The sequence below is a fragment of the Exiguobacterium sp. s56 genome (genome assembly GCF_018618255.1).
Lineage (GTDB): Bacteria > Bacillota > Bacilli > Exiguobacteriales > Exiguobacteriaceae > Exiguobacterium > Exiguobacterium chiriqhucha.
On the sequence record NZ_JACSLR010000025.1, the window covers coordinates 1 to 18,333 of the forward strand.

21 protein-coding genes are annotated in these 18,333 nt (G+C 40.3%); 9 read left to right on the top strand and 12 right to left on the bottom strand.

Annotated elements, in window-relative coordinates; genetic code table 11:
- Positions 1 to 198 precede the first annotated feature (198 nt).
- From KNP71_RS15190 to KNP71_RS15215, 6 genes are all read right to left on the bottom strand, one after another.
- Complete coding sequence (locus tag KNP71_RS15190; RefSeq protein WP_251132828.1) at positions 199 to 399, bottom strand: YolD-like family protein; 201 nt, start codon at positions 397 to 399, stop codon at positions 199 to 201.
- 187 nt (positions 400 to 586) lie between these two features.
- Positions 587 to 838, bottom strand: coding sequence for a DUF5067 domain-containing protein (locus KNP71_RS15195; RefSeq protein ID WP_353049161.1), 252 nt, complete (start codon positions 836 to 838; stop codon positions 587 to 589).
- A gap of 75 nt (positions 839 to 913) precedes the next feature.
- Positions 914 to 1,909, bottom strand: coding sequence for a hypothetical protein (locus KNP71_RS15200; protein ID WP_214831015.1), 996 nt, complete (start codon positions 1,907 to 1,909; stop codon positions 914 to 916).
- A gap of 956 nt (positions 1,910 to 2,865) precedes the next feature.
- Positions 2,866 to 3,093: a hypothetical protein gene (locus tag KNP71_RS15205; protein WP_214831016.1), complete on the bottom strand. Its 228-nt coding sequence runs from the start codon at positions 3,091 to 3,093 to the stop codon at positions 2,866 to 2,868.
- A 2-nt stretch (positions 3,094 to 3,095) separates the two neighbouring features.
- Positions 3,096 to 3,680, bottom strand: coding sequence for a DUF3990 domain-containing protein (locus tag KNP71_RS15210; RefSeq protein WP_214831017.1), 585 nt, complete (start codon positions 3,678 to 3,680; stop codon positions 3,096 to 3,098).
- A 183-nt stretch (positions 3,681 to 3,863) separates the two neighbouring features.
- The gene (locus KNP71_RS15215; protein WP_251132829.1) at positions 3,864 to 4,205 is read right to left on the bottom strand and encodes a YolD-like family protein; all 342 of its coding nucleotides are present in this window, start codon (positions 4,203 to 4,205) and stop codon (positions 3,864 to 3,866) included.
- 371 nt (positions 4,206 to 4,576) lie between these two features.
- On the opposite strand from KNP71_RS15215, the gene KNP71_RS15220 reads away from it, so the two are divergent.
- From KNP71_RS15220 to KNP71_RS15240, 5 genes are all read left to right on the top strand, one after another.
- Positions 4,577 to 5,032, top strand: a complete 456-nt coding sequence (locus KNP71_RS15220) for a JAB domain-containing protein (RefSeq protein WP_034799670.1) — start codon at positions 4,577 to 4,579, stop codon at positions 5,030 to 5,032.
- 390 nt (positions 5,033 to 5,422) lie between these two features.
- Entirely contained in the window at positions 5,423 to 5,629 is a 207-nt protein-coding gene (locus KNP71_RS15225) for a hypothetical protein (protein WP_029596469.1), read from the top strand.
- 176 nt (positions 5,630 to 5,805) lie between these two features.
- Positions 5,806 to 6,189, top strand: coding sequence for a hypothetical protein (locus KNP71_RS15230; protein ID WP_214831018.1), 384 nt, complete (start codon positions 5,806 to 5,808; stop codon positions 6,187 to 6,189).
- 875 nt (positions 6,190 to 7,064) lie between these two features.
- The gene (locus tag KNP71_RS15235) at positions 7,065 to 7,640 is read left to right on the top strand and encodes a hypothetical protein (RefSeq protein ID WP_082665795.1); all 576 of its coding nucleotides are present in this window, start codon (positions 7,065 to 7,067) and stop codon (positions 7,638 to 7,640) included.
- A gap of 14 nt (positions 7,641 to 7,654) precedes the next feature.
- On the top strand, positions 7,655 to 8,365 hold the full coding sequence (locus KNP71_RS15240; protein WP_058765823.1) for a hypothetical protein: 711 nt from the start codon (positions 7,655 to 7,657) through the stop codon (positions 8,363 to 8,365).
- 157 nt (positions 8,366 to 8,522) lie between these two features.
- Here the strand turns inward: KNP71_RS15240 and KNP71_RS15245 are convergent, their stop codons facing one another.
- Positions 8,523 to 9,566 carry a Fic family protein gene (locus tag KNP71_RS15245; RefSeq protein ID WP_058765822.1) on the bottom strand — a complete coding sequence of 348 codons (1,044 nt, stop codon included), beginning with the start codon at positions 9,564 to 9,566 and terminating at the stop codon, positions 8,523 to 8,525.
- 272 nt (positions 9,567 to 9,838) lie between these two features.
- On the opposite strand from KNP71_RS15245, the gene KNP71_RS15250 reads away from it, so the two are divergent.
- A complete protein-coding gene (locus KNP71_RS15250; RefSeq protein ID WP_144429878.1) occupies positions 9,839 to 10,174 on the top strand; it encodes a hypothetical protein in 336 nt (111 codons plus the stop codon).
- 663 nt (positions 10,175 to 10,837) lie between these two features.
- Here KNP71_RS15250 and KNP71_RS15255 read toward each other — a convergent pair.
- A complete protein-coding gene (locus tag KNP71_RS15255) occupies positions 10,838 to 11,551 on the bottom strand; it encodes a hypothetical protein (protein ID WP_214831019.1) in 714 nt (237 codons plus the stop codon).
- Between the two features lie 224 nt (positions 11,552 to 11,775).
- Between KNP71_RS15255 and KNP71_RS15260 the strand changes: the two genes are divergently transcribed.
- Positions 11,776 to 12,318, top strand: a complete 543-nt coding sequence (locus tag KNP71_RS15260; RefSeq protein WP_214831020.1) for a hypothetical protein — start codon at positions 11,776 to 11,778, stop codon at positions 12,316 to 12,318.
- A 183-nt stretch (positions 12,319 to 12,501) separates the two neighbouring features.
- Positions 12,502 to 13,110, top strand: a complete 609-nt coding sequence (locus KNP71_RS15265; protein WP_214831021.1) for a helix-turn-helix domain-containing protein — start codon at positions 12,502 to 12,504, stop codon at positions 13,108 to 13,110.
- A gap of 492 nt (positions 13,111 to 13,602) precedes the next feature.
- Here the strand turns inward: KNP71_RS15265 and KNP71_RS15270 are convergent, their stop codons facing one another.
- The gene (locus KNP71_RS15270) at positions 13,603 to 14,121 is read right to left on the bottom strand and encodes a hypothetical protein (RefSeq protein WP_058765895.1); all 519 of its coding nucleotides are present in this window, start codon (positions 14,119 to 14,121) and stop codon (positions 13,603 to 13,605) included.
- A 90-nt stretch (positions 14,122 to 14,211) separates the two neighbouring features.
- Positions 14,212 to 14,733 (bottom strand): hypothetical protein, encoded by a 522-nt coding sequence (locus tag KNP71_RS15275; RefSeq protein WP_214831022.1) that lies wholly within the window; start codon positions 14,731 to 14,733, stop codon positions 14,212 to 14,214.
- A 168-nt stretch (positions 14,734 to 14,901) separates the two neighbouring features.
- On the opposite strand from KNP71_RS15275, the gene KNP71_RS15280 reads away from it, so the two are divergent.
- A complete protein-coding gene (locus tag KNP71_RS15280) occupies positions 14,902 to 16,161 on the top strand; it encodes a helix-turn-helix domain-containing protein (protein ID WP_214831024.1) in 1,260 nt (419 codons plus the stop codon).
- 324 nt (positions 16,162 to 16,485) lie between these two features.
- On the opposite strand, the gene KNP71_RS15285 is transcribed toward KNP71_RS15280, so the two are convergent.
- Both KNP71_RS15285 and KNP71_RS15290 read right to left on the bottom strand, forming a co-directional pair.
- The gene (locus KNP71_RS15285; protein WP_082665805.1) at positions 16,486 to 17,328 is read right to left on the bottom strand and encodes an IS3 family transposase; all 843 of its coding nucleotides are present in this window, start codon (positions 17,326 to 17,328) and stop codon (positions 16,486 to 16,488) included.
- Positions 17,325 to 17,834, bottom strand: a complete 510-nt coding sequence (locus KNP71_RS15290; RefSeq protein WP_058765868.1) for a helix-turn-helix domain-containing protein — start codon at positions 17,832 to 17,834, stop codon at positions 17,325 to 17,327. The genes KNP71_RS15285 and KNP71_RS15290 overlap by 4 nt, the downstream gene beginning before the upstream one ends.
- Positions 17,835 to 18,333 lie beyond the last annotated feature (499 nt).

Genomic DNA, 18,333 nt, shown 5'->3' on the forward strand with positions numbered 1-18,333 from the left:
TTAACATTCGGGGAGATTCATATCGGATGAGGGAAAAGAAACGGGCCGGCATCCAGCCGACCCGTGTCGATAGTTTCCAAGAGTAACGTGTAAAAAAGGGATTTTTAATCCGTTATTAAGAAGGAATTTTAAACCGCTGTTGACACTCAACGGTCCGCTCCAGATAATTCGTGCGGTGTACGAACCCCTTAAATCGCTTCATTTCTTGTTCTTCCCCACTATATCCCCACTGAAAATCGCGTCATTCAGTGCTCTCTCATAGACCGATAGGAATTGTTCGTCGACATCGGGCATCTCAATCTTTTGGACTTTCTTATAATACTTCGTCAATAATGCATTATGCTCGGGCATGAGAAATGGGATCCATTTCAGCTCACCTCGGTATCGATACATCGTCATCATAATTCCTCCTTTATAAAAGGACGAAAAACGTGCGTTTTTCTTTGAGGGGACGGGTGAATCGCACTGCTCTCGCTTGGATCCGGAGAGCGGAATCCGGGAAACGGTGGTCCAGGAGGCAGATTTAAAAAAAGAACCTGCCGTCTTCTAGAAGCAGGGCCACTGTATTTTTCTCATTTGCACATTCTTATTTGATTTCAATCGTCTGTTTGATGGTCTCGAGCTGACTGTCGAGGAACTGCTCGTCCGACAACATGCCTAAGTTGAGGATGTTGACCGCGTTCGGATCATTGTTCTGGATCGCCTCGAAAACGACCATCCAGGCGCTTATCGGGGCGATGTCTTTCCCGGTCAGGTTCGTCGTGTCATACCAGATGGCGAAGTCGCTCATCGCACCGCTGCCCCCCTGACGGCTTGATAACAAGAGCTGCTTGAACACGCATCCCTATGTTCCTGACCCTTTCTAACGGGAGGCACGGAGTGAGATGTAGAAATGTAATATGACTACAGTTTTTTACTTATCAGTTTTATAGTAAAGTAGTTCGATTGAATATCCTTCAAGCATAAGGCCAAGTTCATTTTCTTTTTTTATCATTTGATAGAAATGTTCAGGTACTGCATCCTTTCCACCAAGAAAAAGCATATTCTCAAGTCTCTCTTCTCTTAAATAAGTGACTCTTCCAACTGTAAGTAAATTATTTATTAGACCACTATATATATTGATTGCGACTGCTCTAAAGTCTAATGGGGTAAATACGTATTTCTTTTCCCAGACCCATCTTTCTTTTTTTTTCTTTTTGGCAATAAACCTAAGTGCGTCGCCTTGTTCTTCAAAGACGGGAATGTTATCTGAATGAGAGAAGCTTATACCATGAACATCAGTAAATACGGCTAGTCCATGCTTGAAAGCATTGTAATCGTACACAGATATAAAATCTTTTGCTGCCCATTTAACCCATTTCATTAATATTTCTTTTGCTTCATCTCTACTAATATTGTGTTTCTCAAAATAATCTTCTTGGTAATCACCATAAAATACATATAGAAAATTCTCTAAGGCAGTAAAATGACTATCATTATATTTGAATTTATCTTCAAGTAATTCTGATACTGTTTGTTTAAATTTTCTAAAATCAGTTTCTCTTGAAATTTCCAACCAGGGACATGAAGGTAAAGAAATATGTGCTAAAAATAATCGTAGAAATGTTTCAATACAGTGGTAGTACATCGTGGATAATTCGAGGCGTGCAAAGTTATCAAGCCTCTTTTTCGTCATTTCCCCTTCATCGAGCTTGTAGTTTAACACACCAACTTTTACTTCTTCCCCATCATGAAGCACATCAATAAACTTATTAGGTTTAGATAAAATCGAGGACAAAAGGATGAGTTTTGTTTCAAAATATTCTCTAGAATAATTATTGTAAAACTCTCTATTTAAGTTATATATTTCCTTTTCTGCTATTCCTTTATCTGGGCCCATATTATTAGAAGTCTTTTTTCGTTTGCTCAACTGTAATCCCCCTCGATAATCGCTTTTATCTTACTTTAAGAACAAGTCAAAAAGAGCATGCAAAAATGTACAAAGTATAAAAATAAGATTTAACATTAGTTACGATTTCCATTGGTGTATCAAGAATTTGTACAGATTTAATCATGAGCGTCTAATGCAACGTGATGAATTCATCCATCGTATAGCTACTCCTCCGAAGGTTGTGATTATAAGAGCTGCTGTTTAATACATTAGACCTCATTGAAGAGATTCACGGAGCGTAAGCGTAATATTAAAAGCAAGAGAATGGGCGTGTCTAACGACAAATAATGAGACTTGTAAGCGGTTGTGGTTTCTACTTCATAATTAGTCTACTAATCTAAAACAAACGGACTCTTACCGAAAAGGTAGGGGGCCATTGTTGGCTGGTCAATCGAGCCTGTTCGTTTAATTCAACGGGTAACTGCGTGTCGATGATAATGTCAAATAGGACAGAATGGGAGAACAAGAAAAAACTAAATCATACTTCTATAAAAATTAACAGAGGACAAGGAGTCGTTTTGGTCTCATTGTTAGAGCATGGTATATAGTATAATACAATATATGTAAATAGTAGAGAGGCAGGCGTTAAATTTGTACAAAGCGCTATTGATTGTAGTCAACGAACAACGGAATCATGAGATAACGGCTCTTCCGAACCCCTTTAACGATGTTCGAGAAATCAATCGATTGTTGGTAGAGGAACCGGCCATTTTCAAACTCTTTGCGTAATGAGGTCCGTAGGGACATTAGCTACTACAATTATTATTATTACCAATGGAACATGAAAAAGATGACTCCTGTAGAATACAGGAACCATCTTTTTCAAGCCGCATAGTTTTTTTAATGTCCTTTACAGTGGATACAGATTAGATTAAATAAAGTTTTAATAATTAGAAAAATCACCTTTTGATTTTATAAATTAAAAGGTGATTTTATTACATAGGTTCATAAGGGATTATTTTTTTAGCCATTAAGATTTGAAGAGCGAAATAGTCAGGACCTAGATGTTGAACAGCCGCACTATTAACATTAATTTGATCAATATACTCTTCAACCATCTCTTCTGCATTCTCTTTATTAACTTCATAATTGGCAGACATAAAATTTACAGCAGCGATTGAGAATAGCTTTTTACTGTCTGTTCGTTGTTTAGTGATCAACATACTCAACTCCTTTCAAGTATTCGCATATTAGTTTCTTTAATTATATCACTGATTGACCTATTATGTATCGAAAGCTGATCATCATCAGCATATCTAAGATGTGTAATTGTTCTTAGATATTTACTTTCAGAAATTTCACCTTTTCTGTATTGGTTAGTAGCTTCAACTAATGATTTTCCATCAGCAACTTTTCCATAAACAAAATCGTATGAATGCAACAGGCCAGGTTTTTCTCTGTTTAAAGTAACGAAGTCAGCAAATTCTTTATCAAATTCGAAGAGGAAATGACCATTAAATTGTGAAATTAAAAATCTAATATCAATATTATATTCAATAACACAAGGAGTTTTATGTTTATTAAAAGGGATGTTTTGGTGTTTTCCAAGGATAAACCTTTCTGCTTGACTCTTATTTGATGTTAAATAAAATCCGGGACCAAAGTCAAGCATACGGCGCATTTTAATTCCTTTTTCAACATCAATTCCATTTTTCTGAATATCTTCATAAGCATCAGTAAAAGTTCCATGGTACCACTTGGATTTCATATTCAATTTTATCATTTGGAGAGCGTACTTATGATGTGCCATTAATTTACCCTACTTTACATTATTTATAACTTTTATGATAACAGATAGTTCCTATTCATGAGTATCACAACACATTAACCATTGAACTTTAGTTTATTAAAACACTAGAAACATCTAAATAGGTTGTGAAAATCAATAAAAAATTTAATTGATTGCGCAAAACTTTTTACAACCTCCAGGGCGTTAGTCCATCGACCGTTCCACGTGGATGATAGCCTCGAACGGCACATGGATGACCCCGTCCCGCTGATTGGCCAGTTCGACGGTCCGCTCCAAATAGTTCGTTCGGTGCACGAACCCCTTGAACCGTTTCATCTCCCGCTCTTCCACAAATTTAATTTCCACCATGTCCCCACTGAAAATTGCGTCATTCAGCACGTTCTCATAGACGGATAGGACCTGTTCGTCGATATCGGGCATCTCAATCTTCTGGATTTCCTTATAGTACTTCGTCAGCAGCGCCTTGTGCTCGGGCATGAGGAATGGGATCCATTTCAGCTCACCCCGGTCGCGATACATCGTCATTACAATTCCTCCTCTCTGTAAATCGAACGTTTGTTCTTATTTTATACCCGATTCCTCTCGTTTGAACAGCCTTTTTCGTGATTGGTGATCCGTGCGTCCTGTTTCCGTACTCTAGCTCGCTGGTCGTCGGTGCAAGGGACGTCAAAAAAATGACGCGCCCTCCGGCCCGTCTTCCTTCGCGTTTGGCTCAAAGCGAGGCTTTTCGCTCGTTGGCTCCGGAAGCCTGTCCCTCCGTTTGCTCTACGCATTTTTTTGAGGCTCTCCCTGCGGTCGCCCTTGCACCGTCTCCCGACGCTCGCAACGAATCCGTCAACAGGACGCACAACGGTGTTCGTTCTGAGGACAGCTTATCCGAAAGGGGACAAACCAACATGGAACTATCCGCCATCATCGAGGTCATCCGTATCAAACAAGAGGTTCGCGAGGAAATGGTCGCCCTCGAGCACGCCATCATCCATTCGCCGGACAGCGCCCGACAAATCGGGTCATCGTTCATCGGGGACGACGACCGCGAAGTGTTCCTCGTCATCATGCTCAACACAAAGAACCGGGTCATCGGTGTCCACCGGGCGCATGTCGGGAGCGTCAACTCGAGCGTCGTCCACCCACGGGAAGTCTTCAAATGCGCCATCTTGAACAACGCCTCATGCCTCATCGTCTGTCACCAACATCCGAGCGGGGACCCGACCCCGAGCCGGGAGGACATCCTCGTCTCGGAACGGTTACATGAAGCAGGGGACCTCATCGGCATCCCGGTGCTCGACCATCTCATCCTCGGAGCGGACGAGTCGTATGTCAGCATGAAACAGCGAGGTTACATGGGTTGAACGGAATGGAGTGGGGCCGGGGGACCGGTCCCGGTCCGTCCGGTAAGGGCAAGGACGAAAAACGTGCGTTTTTCTTTGACGAGCCGGGCGACTCGCGTTGCTCTCGCCTGGATCCATAGAGCGGGATCCGGAAAAGGTCCGTTTTCGCATGACGAAAACGAGATGGTTCGTGTGTGAAGATTGGACATTGTTTTGGTCTGTCTCGTAAGAAGATTGTTTGATGAAATGTCAGGAGTGAAAACACAGTTTGTTTATTGAAAATGAGCATGTTTTCGAAACAAGCCCTAGGGCTTGTTTGAAACAACACCAGGGCTTACGTGAAATTAGGCGAGATGTTGATTGCGTGGATGCGAGGTATCATTGAGCTATCAAATGGAGAGGATGATTCAGATGGACAGCTACCAACTAGATCAACAGACGATGGACGAGATGACGGAGGTATTGCTTCGACGCCTTCCTGACCGGCTTCAAGAAGATTTTGACGACTTAAAACTTGTGAGCATGGATCTGCTTTGTGATGTGAAGGAAGGAGAGCGCTTGACCCACCTCACCGTCTTCTTCAATACCAATATGATTCGACGGAATCGTCGTACATAAGAAAAAGGAATCATTGTATACATGTATACATGTAGATTTGTATACATGTAGATTTGTATACGTGTATATGTGTATACATTTTTTAAAAATCTTCATTTCTGTAGGCTCATGAACAAGGACTGAACTGGCTCTGGAGGGGGAATCGTTTTAGAGAGGACCAGAAGGGGGGAGACGTGATGAACGAGGGACTGCTTGATGACTATGCGTTCGCGGGATTGGATCCGTTCGTCCAGACCGTGTTCTCGGAACTGATGGAACATCCCGAGTGGATGCGTGTCGTCGACAAGGAACATTGCGTCGAGAAGGTTGTCCGGTTCGATGAAGGACGGAACTCGCCTTACTTCCGGGTGTTGATCTATCTGGATGCAGAAGAACGTCCAATCAAAATCGTGTATCTTTACGGAACATGGGTGGTGGCGAATGGGGACGTCAGTTTCGTCGTCTCAGAGCTATCCAAGGGTGTATTCGAATATGAGGTGATGCATGTCCATTGGCTCATCAAGTATCCCTTCGAGGATTGGGGCGTGTCTGAAGACGGGGCATGGGAGAAGGAATGGTGATTCGGGCTCATGCGTGAGCGTCTAACGCCTGATGGCGAAGTCGCTCATCGCACCGCTGCCTCCCTGACGGTCCGATAACAAGAGCTGCCGGCTCACCGCCGCATCTCTATGTTCCTGGACCTTTCTGACGGGAGGCACGGAGCGTAAGAGCAAAGTCAAATGCAAGGGCATAGGCTGTCTGATTAAACTCTCTTTATGGTTTTCTTAAATTAAGAGGGGTGAGTGTAAGTTCCTTATAATAAGTTACAGTCAAGTGAACTAACTAAATATAGTCAAAATTTACATAAATCCTTTCTGATTTGTATCATTTATCATTAGATTAGAATGATAAGAATTTACTTGAAGCAGTCCCCTCTCCTTGTTATTTTATGATAAATTATTGCATCGCACAGATACTATTGGCAGAGGGGGACTTTGGCTTTGTCGTCTCTGAACTATCCAAGGATGAATTTGAATATGAAGGGATGCATGGGCATCGGCTCATCAAGTGCCGGTTCAAAGAGTGATTCGTGTCCGAGGGCGTCGGACATAAGAAGGAATAATGGACCAGGCTCGTGCATAATCCTCTAGTACAATTTAACGATGGTGCTTTTATTTGGATACGATTCGTATTGATTATTCGTTAGAGTCTGTTCTGATGGTAATCAAATTTAATATACAGGTCACTGAATATCAGAAGATTGAATAAAGCTACATATGACTCACATTTTTTCGCTAGTCGTCATCCCGTTGCAATCCATCTCTCGACCTAAATTTTTAGATGCGTATTTTTATGTAAAAATTAAACAATCCATTATAGGGATAAAAAGAAAAATATGATAGAGTTATGATGTCTTTATGACAAGGCATTGAAAAACAAAAAGGAGGGAATATTTATGTTTAATACAAAGAAAAAACGTTTTAAAGTTTGGATGGCATTGTTTACAGCCGTATTCTTCACTACCGTATGTTTTGAATCTGTAGCACAAGCTGACTATTTTGCAGGAGGCAGGAAAAATAATGCCGCACCATATGCTTACTATCATTCAAGCGTTAGTACATATGGATACGTTGGGAACTACGATGTTGCCCGTTCTTATTGGAATGCAAATTCAAAAGTTAACATTAAAAAAACGACTTCAACGTCGGCGCGTCCCGATATTTATTATGTAGGAAATACATCTGTTAGTGGTCTGTTAGGACAAATCATTCCTTATACTAGCACGGGTACGCAAGCAGCAGTGGGTGGGTACTGGGATTATACAACAGTATTTATTTACGATAACCAAATGAGAGCACAATCAACATTTACTTCTTCACGGGTAAATTATAATGCTGCCCATGAAGTTGGTCATACGTTGAAAATGGCCCATGTGACGCCTCCATATAACTCTGTTATGGTTCAAGGGTGGTATAACATTCCTTCTACTCTAACAAGTTATGATTCTGGAGAAATTAATAAAAAGTGGTAAAAGGAGGAGTTTAAATGAAAAGCACATATTTTCTTCTTTCGGCAATGACAGCTTCTTTACTGTTAGTTGGGTGTAATGGAGATAACGTTGATACCGGGTCTAATGAGATTAATTCTAAGAAAATTAGCTCAAGCGAAGTTAATGTGAGTCAAAGTAGTACGAATGAAAATAGTGAAGTTGAGCGTGTTGTCACACATGGTAACTTTGTTGAATATGAAACAGAGGCTGAATTGTTTGCTGATGCAGAATTAGTGGTTATAGCAAGCACAAATGAAGACTTTATGGATCGTGAACACATCGTGAAATATGTACCAAGTAGTGATGAAGAAGAAGGTTTACCAAAAGCTATCGAAGATTTTTACACAAAGACATCGATTACGGTTGAACAAGTTTTGAAACAACCAGCTTCAGAAAAGGTAGCGGACAATAAAAAGATTTCTGTTATAGAGCCGATTGCTTTGTTAGAAGACGGTTCCAAGATATTGTCTGTTGAGAACTATCAAGAAATTTCAAGAGGACAACAATATATTATTTATCTTAAGAAAAATACTAATGGCAAGTACGGCGTCATTAATATGACCAATGGTAGATTTAATTTAGAGAGCACGGATCAAATCGTTAACTTAGCAGAACATGGGCATGACAACGATAAAGCAAAACATGAGAAGATGAAAGATACTGTAAAGAATCGTTTTGCAAAAGAAATTGCCAAAGCTAAAAAATAATTGAACTTCATATACAAAGAGCAACTTGTCATTCTCTTTGTATATGAAGATTTTTTGTGCATAAAATGAAAAGGTTAAAATTTAATTTATGAATCGAGGAACATCATTCGGTTGAATGGTGTTTTTATATAAAAAGTAATGTCACGTATTCATGCAGTCACTGTTTGATCCATTTCGCACTTCGTCCAAGTCCAGATGGGGCGATGATTCCTTCGTCACGTAATTCACGAAGGACACGGTTGATGGTCGCCTCGCTGATGTCGGGGCAAGCTTGTCGAATATCTGATTTGGTGAACGGGACAATTCGGCCTTCGACGAAGCGCCTGATTCGAACGGTCTTGTTCTGACTGCCTGACGTAACCAGGCCAACGCGCTCCTCAAGCTCTTTATAAGCGGCAAGAATTACGCTCAACAGATAGTTGATCCATGGGAACGGGTCTTGTCGGTTCTCATGCCAATGGATCGATGACAATCGTAACGATTCATAGTAATCCTCTTTGCGTTCCTCGACAATCTTCTCGAGACTGATATAGCGGCCGACCTCGAAACCATGTTGATAGAGCATCAATAAGGTCACAAGACGGGCCATACGCCCGTTTCCATCATTGAACGGATGAATCGATAAGAAGTCGAGCACGAACATCCCCGTCAGGATGAGTGGGTCGACGTCTTCATTTTGACGACGCTCTCTCATACTGTCACATAAGGCTTGCACGGCAGCGGGTGTTTCAAACGCTGGGACAGGTACGAAGCGCGTCCGACGCGTGCCGTCGGGGAAGGTTTCGCTGATCTCATTGTTGACATTCTTCCATCGGCCTCCCTCGACCGGCACAAACTTATAAAGTTCTTTATGGAGCTGCAGCAGAATGTTCGGATTGATCGGGATATCCTGTGCCGAAGCATGGATCAAGTTCAATACGTCTCGATATCCGGCAATTTCCGCTTCTGAGCGGTCGGCCGGGTCCGAGGTCTTCGACATGATGGTGTGTAGGCGGCTCTCCGTCACGACGATCCCCTCAATAGCATTGGAGGCTTTGGTCGATTGGATGACCGCCACATCACGCAAGGTGTTCAGGATTTGAGGCGCCTGTTGTTTATAGAGGTCCTGTTTGCCTTTGTATTCGTTGATGCGACCAATCAATCGTACCGTTTCCATCGGTAAGGCCAGATTGGTCAGGTACTGATAGTTGTAATTGCGCATAGGAAACCTCCTCGTTAATCATTATAATCGATTAAACATGTTCATTCCTTTCGTTTATGACTATGTTTAATCCTACTATAACCCATTTAAAATGTATTCAAATGAAATAAACATATTTATTTTTGTAACAAATGACTATTTTTGTGGTTGATGACCTATATTTCACCACCTTAGCATATAAGAGATGTTTGAAAGTCACAAGGCAAAACGTGTAGAGATTGTAGGATGAAACGGAACAAAAAAGCGCATCCTTCGATTTTACGAGGATGTATTTGATTAGCATCTTGGGTACTTTTCTTCATTTTAGTTGTGATCCGATAGCTTGTTTCGCTCCCGTAGCACCGCAAGCTCGACCTGTTCCTGTAGGCGATTTTCGAACGTCTCTTTTTCGCGGCGTAGGAGTTGCACTTCCAAGTGAAGTTTTTGATTCTCCTCTTCAAGTTGGACGCTTCGTAGCGTTCGTGCCTTCAATTCTGACGGGAGGCACGGAGCGTGAGGAAAACGTCAAAAGCATGATCGTGGGCGCGTCTGTAGAACTGTTGGCGAATGAAAAAGGTGTTCAACGAAAGGTTGAATCCAAACAATTAAGTATAAAAACGTTTGCGTAACGTAATGAAACCTATACCGCCCGAATCCTGTACATTAAATTCAGAATTTACATGAAAGGAAGATTATTACACTCACTAGGAAAGTATCACGGGAATGTCATCCGACATGGAATTCTATTTGTGAGGAATGAATTGTAAAAAGTCAACTGACGTAGTAGCTTTTCTCCGCAGGATCAAATGACTAGGCAATCTAAATTTTCACAAGCAAGAAAGTGGAAACATTCGCAAAGAGCAGACAAAAATTTATCGAGGCATCGAGCAAGCTCAGGAATCTTACGAGGAGTACTTCAAAGTAGGAGCTGAAGGGGTAATTTTAACAGGTACCTTGACAAATCTATTACCAAACAACTGAAAATATGTGACTCTATGCCTCCCTTAAAAGTGGCATGCCAGGCGGGGTAACTACAGAGCTACTAAAACAGAGGAGCGTCACTCCTGATTTAGAAGACGCTCCTCTGTTTAAAATATTTTAGGTTTTTTCATGAGCCCTGCATGCTAGCAATTTTAAAAAATCTATTACTTCGAAGGCGCTTTTGTATCGTACTCAAAAAAATATTCCAACATATTTTTTTGAGTAAACTTTTATCGTAATCCCTTTAAATTTAAAGAATTTAATTGAGAGATATTATACTGAGCTATGAAATTCATCAATGGACATTCGATTTATTTTGTTCCACTGTTGTCCCAAGCTCTATAAAAAGTATTTGAATTCGCGATACTAAAATTTGCTGTTACAGTTTTACCCTTAACTGCAACTGGACCTTGACCTCCAACTGTAACCGTTGTACTGCCGTGATCATAAAAATCACCATTAATCATCCACCAAACTGAAGTGGTTCCTGTGATTTTAGCTTTAACTACACCCTCGAATTTTTTTGAATTAGTTTGGCTAGGCTGAATTATACCAACATCTTCTATGTATTTGTACTGAACAAATGATCCAGAGCTATATGTCCAAATAAAAATTTGTACAGAAGGTTTGTAAGAGATTCCGACATTTTGTGTAATTGTAACTCTATGCATTCTATTTACATTTGAAGATACAGCTTGAGTTGATACTAGACTACTTCTAGTGGAAAAGCTGGATGGAGTCGTACCTGATAATTTAGAACGATTAGGGTGTATTCTTTTAACTTCTTCTTTAGATAAACCCTTCTGTTCAGCAGTTTCTGTTACAAACTGATCATATGTAACTTCTTCAACTGTTACATTACCTGTTTTTTCTAGGTCCTCTAAATTGTTTAAATCTATCAATTCTAGATTTGAAACACTGCTAGTAGACTTCGATGAGGACGCTTGTGTCTCATCGGGATTAATGAATACACCACCAATAATTAACATAGAAGCACATAAAGAAGACGCAAATACTTTTCTCATTTCAGTTCCCCCTAAATTTTAGTAATATTATTTTCCGAACACTATCACTATAACACCAAGTAAAAAAATGTTAAATAAAGTTTTATAAATACATTATTTATCTTTTATTGTATTTTTGTTTAATTGAAGCATGGTATATAATAAAGTAAGAACAAATGAAAGAGCAGTTAAAAGGTTAGATATTTATGAAAAATGTATTATTTATTAAGGAGGAACACACTCTTATGAGGAAACTAATTACAGGAGTTTTATTTTCGGTTTTATTAGTGGGCTGTGGTAACCCAAACTTTCATTCCCAAGAAAAAAATATGAATCATCAAGTGGGAAATTATGAAGGAAGAATCTTAGAAATTGCTGTAATAGGTGATCAAGAACTCCCTGAGATAAATAATGTAAAATATGAAAACATCAAATTAAGTGCTTTGGACCATAATGTGTCTACATTTGACGCAATAATTATTACTGAGAGTGCTTTCTCTGAGGCCGACAAAGAAAAGTATGTCCCTTTCTTCAACACAGTGAAATATCCAGTTTTCTTTTTTGGCACTGAAGGATTTATGGACTTTGCTTTTGTAAGTGAAAATACTACGATGGAAATGGCTGCTAATGAGGAAAGTGGTTACGTTCAAGGTTTTAACGGTCGAAATACGGAAGATAGTATTTCTTGGAGATTTTTCTTACCAGATGGCCTGGAAAAAGATGAGGTTAAAGATAAAGAGCTTCTTGTGAAAGTATTTAATGTAATTGATGGTTTAAAAGAAAGTTGATTTGTTTTAAATTGTATCTAAATTTCATATAGAATGAACACCATTCAGCCGAATGGTGTTTTTGTTTGGAAGTCATTCACCGATTTCTGATTAATTTGAAGTGGATTAAGATAACATCTTAATTTAATACAATGTTTATGGTATTATTTAATAAAAACATCATTGTATTAAAGGGGGATATATATGTATACGATTGACGAGGCATTTGAGATTCTATCGAAGAACAAGATTACCAGCCACAAGGAGACAGTCCGCAACTGGGTACGAAAAGGCGTGATCCAGGCAGAACCGCTCGAGTCGCGTAAAAAAGGCTATCGGATCAGTGAAGAGGCGCTCGAACAGTTCATCAAAGAACGGATGCCGGAAGGATGGGAGTTGTATCCAGAGTCGGTGACAGGGGAAGCTCGGGATATGGTCAAGAATGAAGAAAAGGCCCCGTATCACGTCGAAGTCGATGTAGAAGCGATTAAAGAGCGAGCTCGCGAGGAGATGTGGTACGAGTTGCTCGGCAAATTCGTCTTCGAGGACTACTTCGTCCTGAAGAAATCAGAGGTCAAGGCCGCTGTCGAGCATATGCGGTATTCAAAAGAGTTCGAAGCCGAGGTCTGGGAACGTTGCTCGAAGCACACGTGGGGCCACGCGACACCGCGTGTCCCTTACCTGCTTGATTACTTTATGTTCGAAGGGAGGCGGATTCCCTTCAACAAAGATTTCGATGGAAGAGATGAACAGATCATTCATGCGTTGATCGAGAAGATCCGGCTCGATAAAGTGAACGGAAGACGAAACTAAACACGAAAAGACATTCTCTTTAAAAGTGGGGAATGTCTTTTTATACAATCATCATTATTTTAATTTATGGTTGAAATCATTCCGTCGTTGTTGTTATCACGCATATTACGACGTGATACATGTTCATTCGCTCATCAAGTATCGCTTCGAGGATTGGGGTGAGTCTGAGGAGGGGGCCTGGGAGAAGGAATGGTGATCCGGGCTCATGCGTGAGCGTCTAACGCCTTAGGGCGAAGTCGCTCATCGCACCGCTGCCCCCCTGACGGCCCGATAACAAGAGCTGTTGGTTCACCGCCGCATCTCTAGGTTTCTGGACCTTTCTGACGGAAAGCACGGAGCGTAGGGGCAACGTCAAAACCAAGAGCGTGGGCGCGTCTAACGCCACGCAAAAAACACCATTTAAATTCTTTAAAGTAAGCGTAGTAAAAAAGAATTCTCTTCGGGATTGAAGTGAATTCTTTTGTTGAGAATATCTATTTTGCTGTTGAATAATCAGTCTATATTTACAAAAGATTCCAAATCAACAAATACGAATGCTTCTTCATAATTTTCATCATGAAGTTTAAATGCGTATCCAGAGTCATTTTTTTGAATCAACTCTTCTACTTCCGCGACGTGTTCTTCTGAGACTTTAAACCGTTGTTCCATCCGATAAAAGTTAGCATAACGAGATTTTTCTCGCTCACTATCTGTTAACTCTTCCCCAGATACAGGAACAAACATAACCGGCTCAGGTACGTCCGATACCTTTTCGAAAAGAGAAGTTGGAAGTTGAACACTCCAGTAAAACTGCTGCTCAGTAGAAGTGAATTTTGGACTTAGAATGTTATCTACTGAGAACGTTACGGTTGTGATCAATTCATTGTTTTCTACTTCCTTTTCGAAACTTATAAATGAAAATTGTTGAGCTACCATACTTTCGATGTATTCATTAATAGATACATACTGTTTTGTACCTGAAACATCCTGGGTAGTTTGTTCAGTTTTCTCGTTAGACATCTCTTTACCCAAAGAAGTACTCTTTGATGAATCGTTTTCGCTACATGATGCCAATACTAAAGCACTCGCTAAAACGTATATAGCAACATATTTTTTCATATATCAGTATGCAAGGTTCTCAGAGTAGCTGTAACGGGTGTAGTCTGCAGAAACAGCTTTTGATCTTGATATCAAACCATTAGAGTATGTGACTAATTTTCCTGTGGTATCGACACCGATGCTACCATAAACTAATTTCCGCGTGGATTTTGGAGGAATATTAAAGGCGAATTTAGTTGATTTGGTGGTATCCGTCCCATAAGAAGCCTCGGCTGTTACTTTTAGGCCATTTTGCAAAATTTTAAATTCTGTTTCACCTGTAAGAGTTCCAGTAGCAAATACACGACGAGAAACCTCATAGTTTACTGTGTCTACAAGAGACGATGTGTTTGTAGCAATATGCGTCCATTTAGGAAGCTTTACTAATGTATTAGTGAGTGTCGATTGATATACCGTTCCATCGTAAACTGGTGCATAAATAGGAACATCATTTTCTACTGCTGACACTGAAGTTGGCACTCCTGATAAAATCGATGCGCTCAAAGCTAGTGAACCTAAGATTTTAATTGTTTTTGACTTAAACATTAAAAAAACCTCCAATATTTTTTGATGAAAATCTGGTGAAAATAACAAATCCTAAAATTCATTGTCTCCTTCACATTAAAAATTTGACTTTTGAACTAAGCCTTATTCAAAATATAGCATTTATTTACCATTTGAAATTTGGGATAATATGAGGTGGAGGAGATTAAATTGTATAAATATATTGGGAATATCATCCGATTTAATCGTATTAAAGCTAAGAAAACCCAACACGAAGTCGCAACTGGGATATGTTCTATCTCACATTTAAGCAAAATCGAAAAAGGTGTGTACCTTCCTAATCAAGAGACATTACATCTGCTTCTCGAAAGACTTGGGAAAAAAATTGATTTTGAGAAAGATCAGCATCAAAGACTAGTAAAACTTATTGATGACTTTTATTACCATTGGTCTTACAGTGAAGTTAGTCAAATGAAATCGACTTTTGAAATGATGGAAAAGGAGGAGTCACATTACATAGTCAGTGATTATTTGAATCAATACCTATTGGCTCAATTGGCCAATGAATTAAACGAAAAAAACCATGAAAAGGCTGAATCTCTCTTATACACACTTGATAATTTAGAGGTGATGTCCAATACCGACATGAGTAAATTTGTCATATTAAAAATGTCTTTCCTGAATAAGTATAAAGATTCTAAAAAGGCTGCAGAATATGCTGAATCAAATGAAGATCTAATAGTGAGTGACGATAAGGCTGAATTCTTTTACCAGAAAGGTCTCATTTACAGCTATAACATTAGTCCGTCACTTTCTTTAATCCATATGAACAAAGCATATGAATCTTTTGGTAAAGGGACGAATTTTACCAGAATGATAACTTGTAAGTCGGTTATGGCCATTAATTACTCAAGATTGGGTTTAATGAAAGAAGCAGAAAAAGAGTATATTGAGTTGTTGCGTATGCTATCAAAGTTCCGTAATGAAAATATGTTACACGAGACGCGATATAACTATGGTATCTTCTTGAAAAATGCAAAACGATATGACGAGGCATTTGAAGTGTTTAAGAGTTGCGAGCAATATTTTTCAACTAAAGAAGAACATCAATGTCTTTTGATTCTTGCCATGTGGGAAACCAAGCTCCATTTAAACGATCTTCAGGAAGAAGAGATTTTAGAATTTACATCATCTTTCAAGAATAGTGCGTCAAAGTGTAAGCTTCATAAGAAATATTTGGTTTATGCCGATTTAATGATTCTAAAGAGTAAAAAAAATGAGAAAGAATACTATCGGTTACTTGAAACTAATTACTTAAGATTAATCGAAAAAGAAAACTCTTATATTGAAATAAGAAAAAGATATTTGGAACTCTTAGATTACTATAAAAATAAAAATCATTCTAAATATCAGAAATTATTAGTAGCGTTTCACCAAAATGAAGAATCTATGGAGATGATCAGATGGTAAAAAAAATATTGATTATCATGACAATCATGACAGTTTTCAGTTTTTCACCAAGTATAGATACAAAAGGTAGTGTAAGTAATGGGTCACAAAATCACTTTCCTGAAAAAATTGATCCTATTCACCCAACCAAGTAAACACTTAAAACAGTCTTCATGAAGGGGCATACAAGTGGATAATTTCTTTAACTTGCCGATAGATGCTTTGTTTTATGTATATTTAGGAATCGGGTCTATACTGATATTTATGTTTGGTTATTTCGTTTCTAAAAAAAGGAAAAATGCAAATGTGAACTGAACCAAAAAAGTTAGACACTAAATAATTTTGTTAGGCGACCTTTAGAACCTGCGTCCGGTATTCAACCGGGCTCAGGTTTTTTAGTCGTTTCTTGATTCGACGATGATTGTAATACTCGATGTAGCGCTCGAGCTCCTGTTTGAAATGCGCCATATCCTTAAACTTCCTGAGATAAAGGAGCTCGGACTTGAGCACGGCGAAGAAGCTTTCGATGGCCGCGTTGTCGAGACAGTTACCCTTTCGGGACATACTTTGGGTGATGCCGTGTTCGCGCAGCTTCGCCGTGAACGCTCGGAACTGGTATTGCCAGCCCTGGTCAGAATGGAGGATTGGCCTTGTATCACTGTCGAGTCTTGCGATGGCTTGGTCCAACATCTCGCCGATGAACGGATACCTAGGCGTAACGGACATCGAATAGGCGATGATTTCCCGGTTTGACAGATCCATCATCGGTGAGAGATAGAGTTTCTCCCCGAAAAGATGGAACTCGGTGACATCGGTCACCCACTGCTGGTTTAGGCCTGTGGCCTGAAAATCCCGTTCGAGGAGGTTCGGTGCGATCGTTCCGACCTCTCCCTTGTAGGACCGATATTTCTTCATGCGGACGAGGCACTTGAGATCGAGCTCGTCCATGAGACGCAACACGGTCTTCGGGTCGTGCCGGAAGCCTTGGCGCTCGAGGAGCGCATGGATGCGACGATAGCCACAACGTCCCTCGTGTTCGTGGAAGAGGGCCTGGATCGCTTCCTTCACGTCCGCGTACTTGTCATCGGCCGTCAGGCGCGTCCGCCAGTAGTAGTAGACGCTTCGAGCCATATCGAGCACCTGGAGGAGCCCCGGTACAGGATAGGTGGCTCGTAGCTCGTCGATCACTTGGGCCTTGATCCGGTTCGTCGCGCATCCTCTTCTTGAACCAAGGCTTTCAATTTTTTTAACGCGGCGTTCTCCATCTCGAGGTACTCGACCCGTTCCTTGAGCTTCTCGACCTCCGTCATCTCTTTGGGTTCCTGCTTCTTCCGTCTCGGCATCGGGGCACGATCTTTCGGCTTGGCGGCCAGACCCTCAGGTCCCTCCCGTTCGTACGTCGATCGCCAGGTGGAGATCATCCCGAGAGAGGAGAGTCGGTACTTTAGGGCCGCGTCCATCAAGGACAGCCCGTTTTCCGCCATATCGTTTAGTACCCTTAGTTTAAACGCCTGCGAGTGGGCTGTATAGGACGGATCGAAGATCGTCTCTCCCCAGCGTTCGTAGAGAAGTGTCCACTCACGTATCTTCTTACGGTTCACCCCGAACGCATTGCCTAACGCAGTGTAGCCGTCTTTACCTGCCAAGTAGCGCTCAGCGATCTGTATTTTCAACGTCTTTGTGAATTTGGTCATAAAAAACACCCCATAAAAGTTGGATTTTCACGTCCAACTTTTATGGGGCAGTTCAAATGAAGGTTTCTTTTTAATCGCTTTTTTTTAGTGCTATTCCGTTCTTTAGCGTATTAATATGGTTTGATGCGGCCTCGAAAGAGCTTTTCATGGGAACTATGCCATGGTTAGCCAACATGGTTTTTAGCGGATTTCTGCTATTGATTTATCTGGTTGTGGCCTGGTTTATTCTAAAAAGAAAGATTGTAAACTAAATATAGAATTTACTGAGTAGTTGAGCTTATATTTAAAAATAACTAAGTATTACTGCTTACGTATCTGTATATTGAGCAGGTAAATCAGTTAAGTAATGATTTAACAAGTTCATACAGATGTGGGTGTTAGAGCATTTAAAAGTGGTAGATTATGATTACTGTATTTTGCAATACAAATGTGCACAATAATGCAACGAAAAGTACAGAACTTTGCCAGCTGGGTTTTAGTGTTTCGACAACGCATGCGT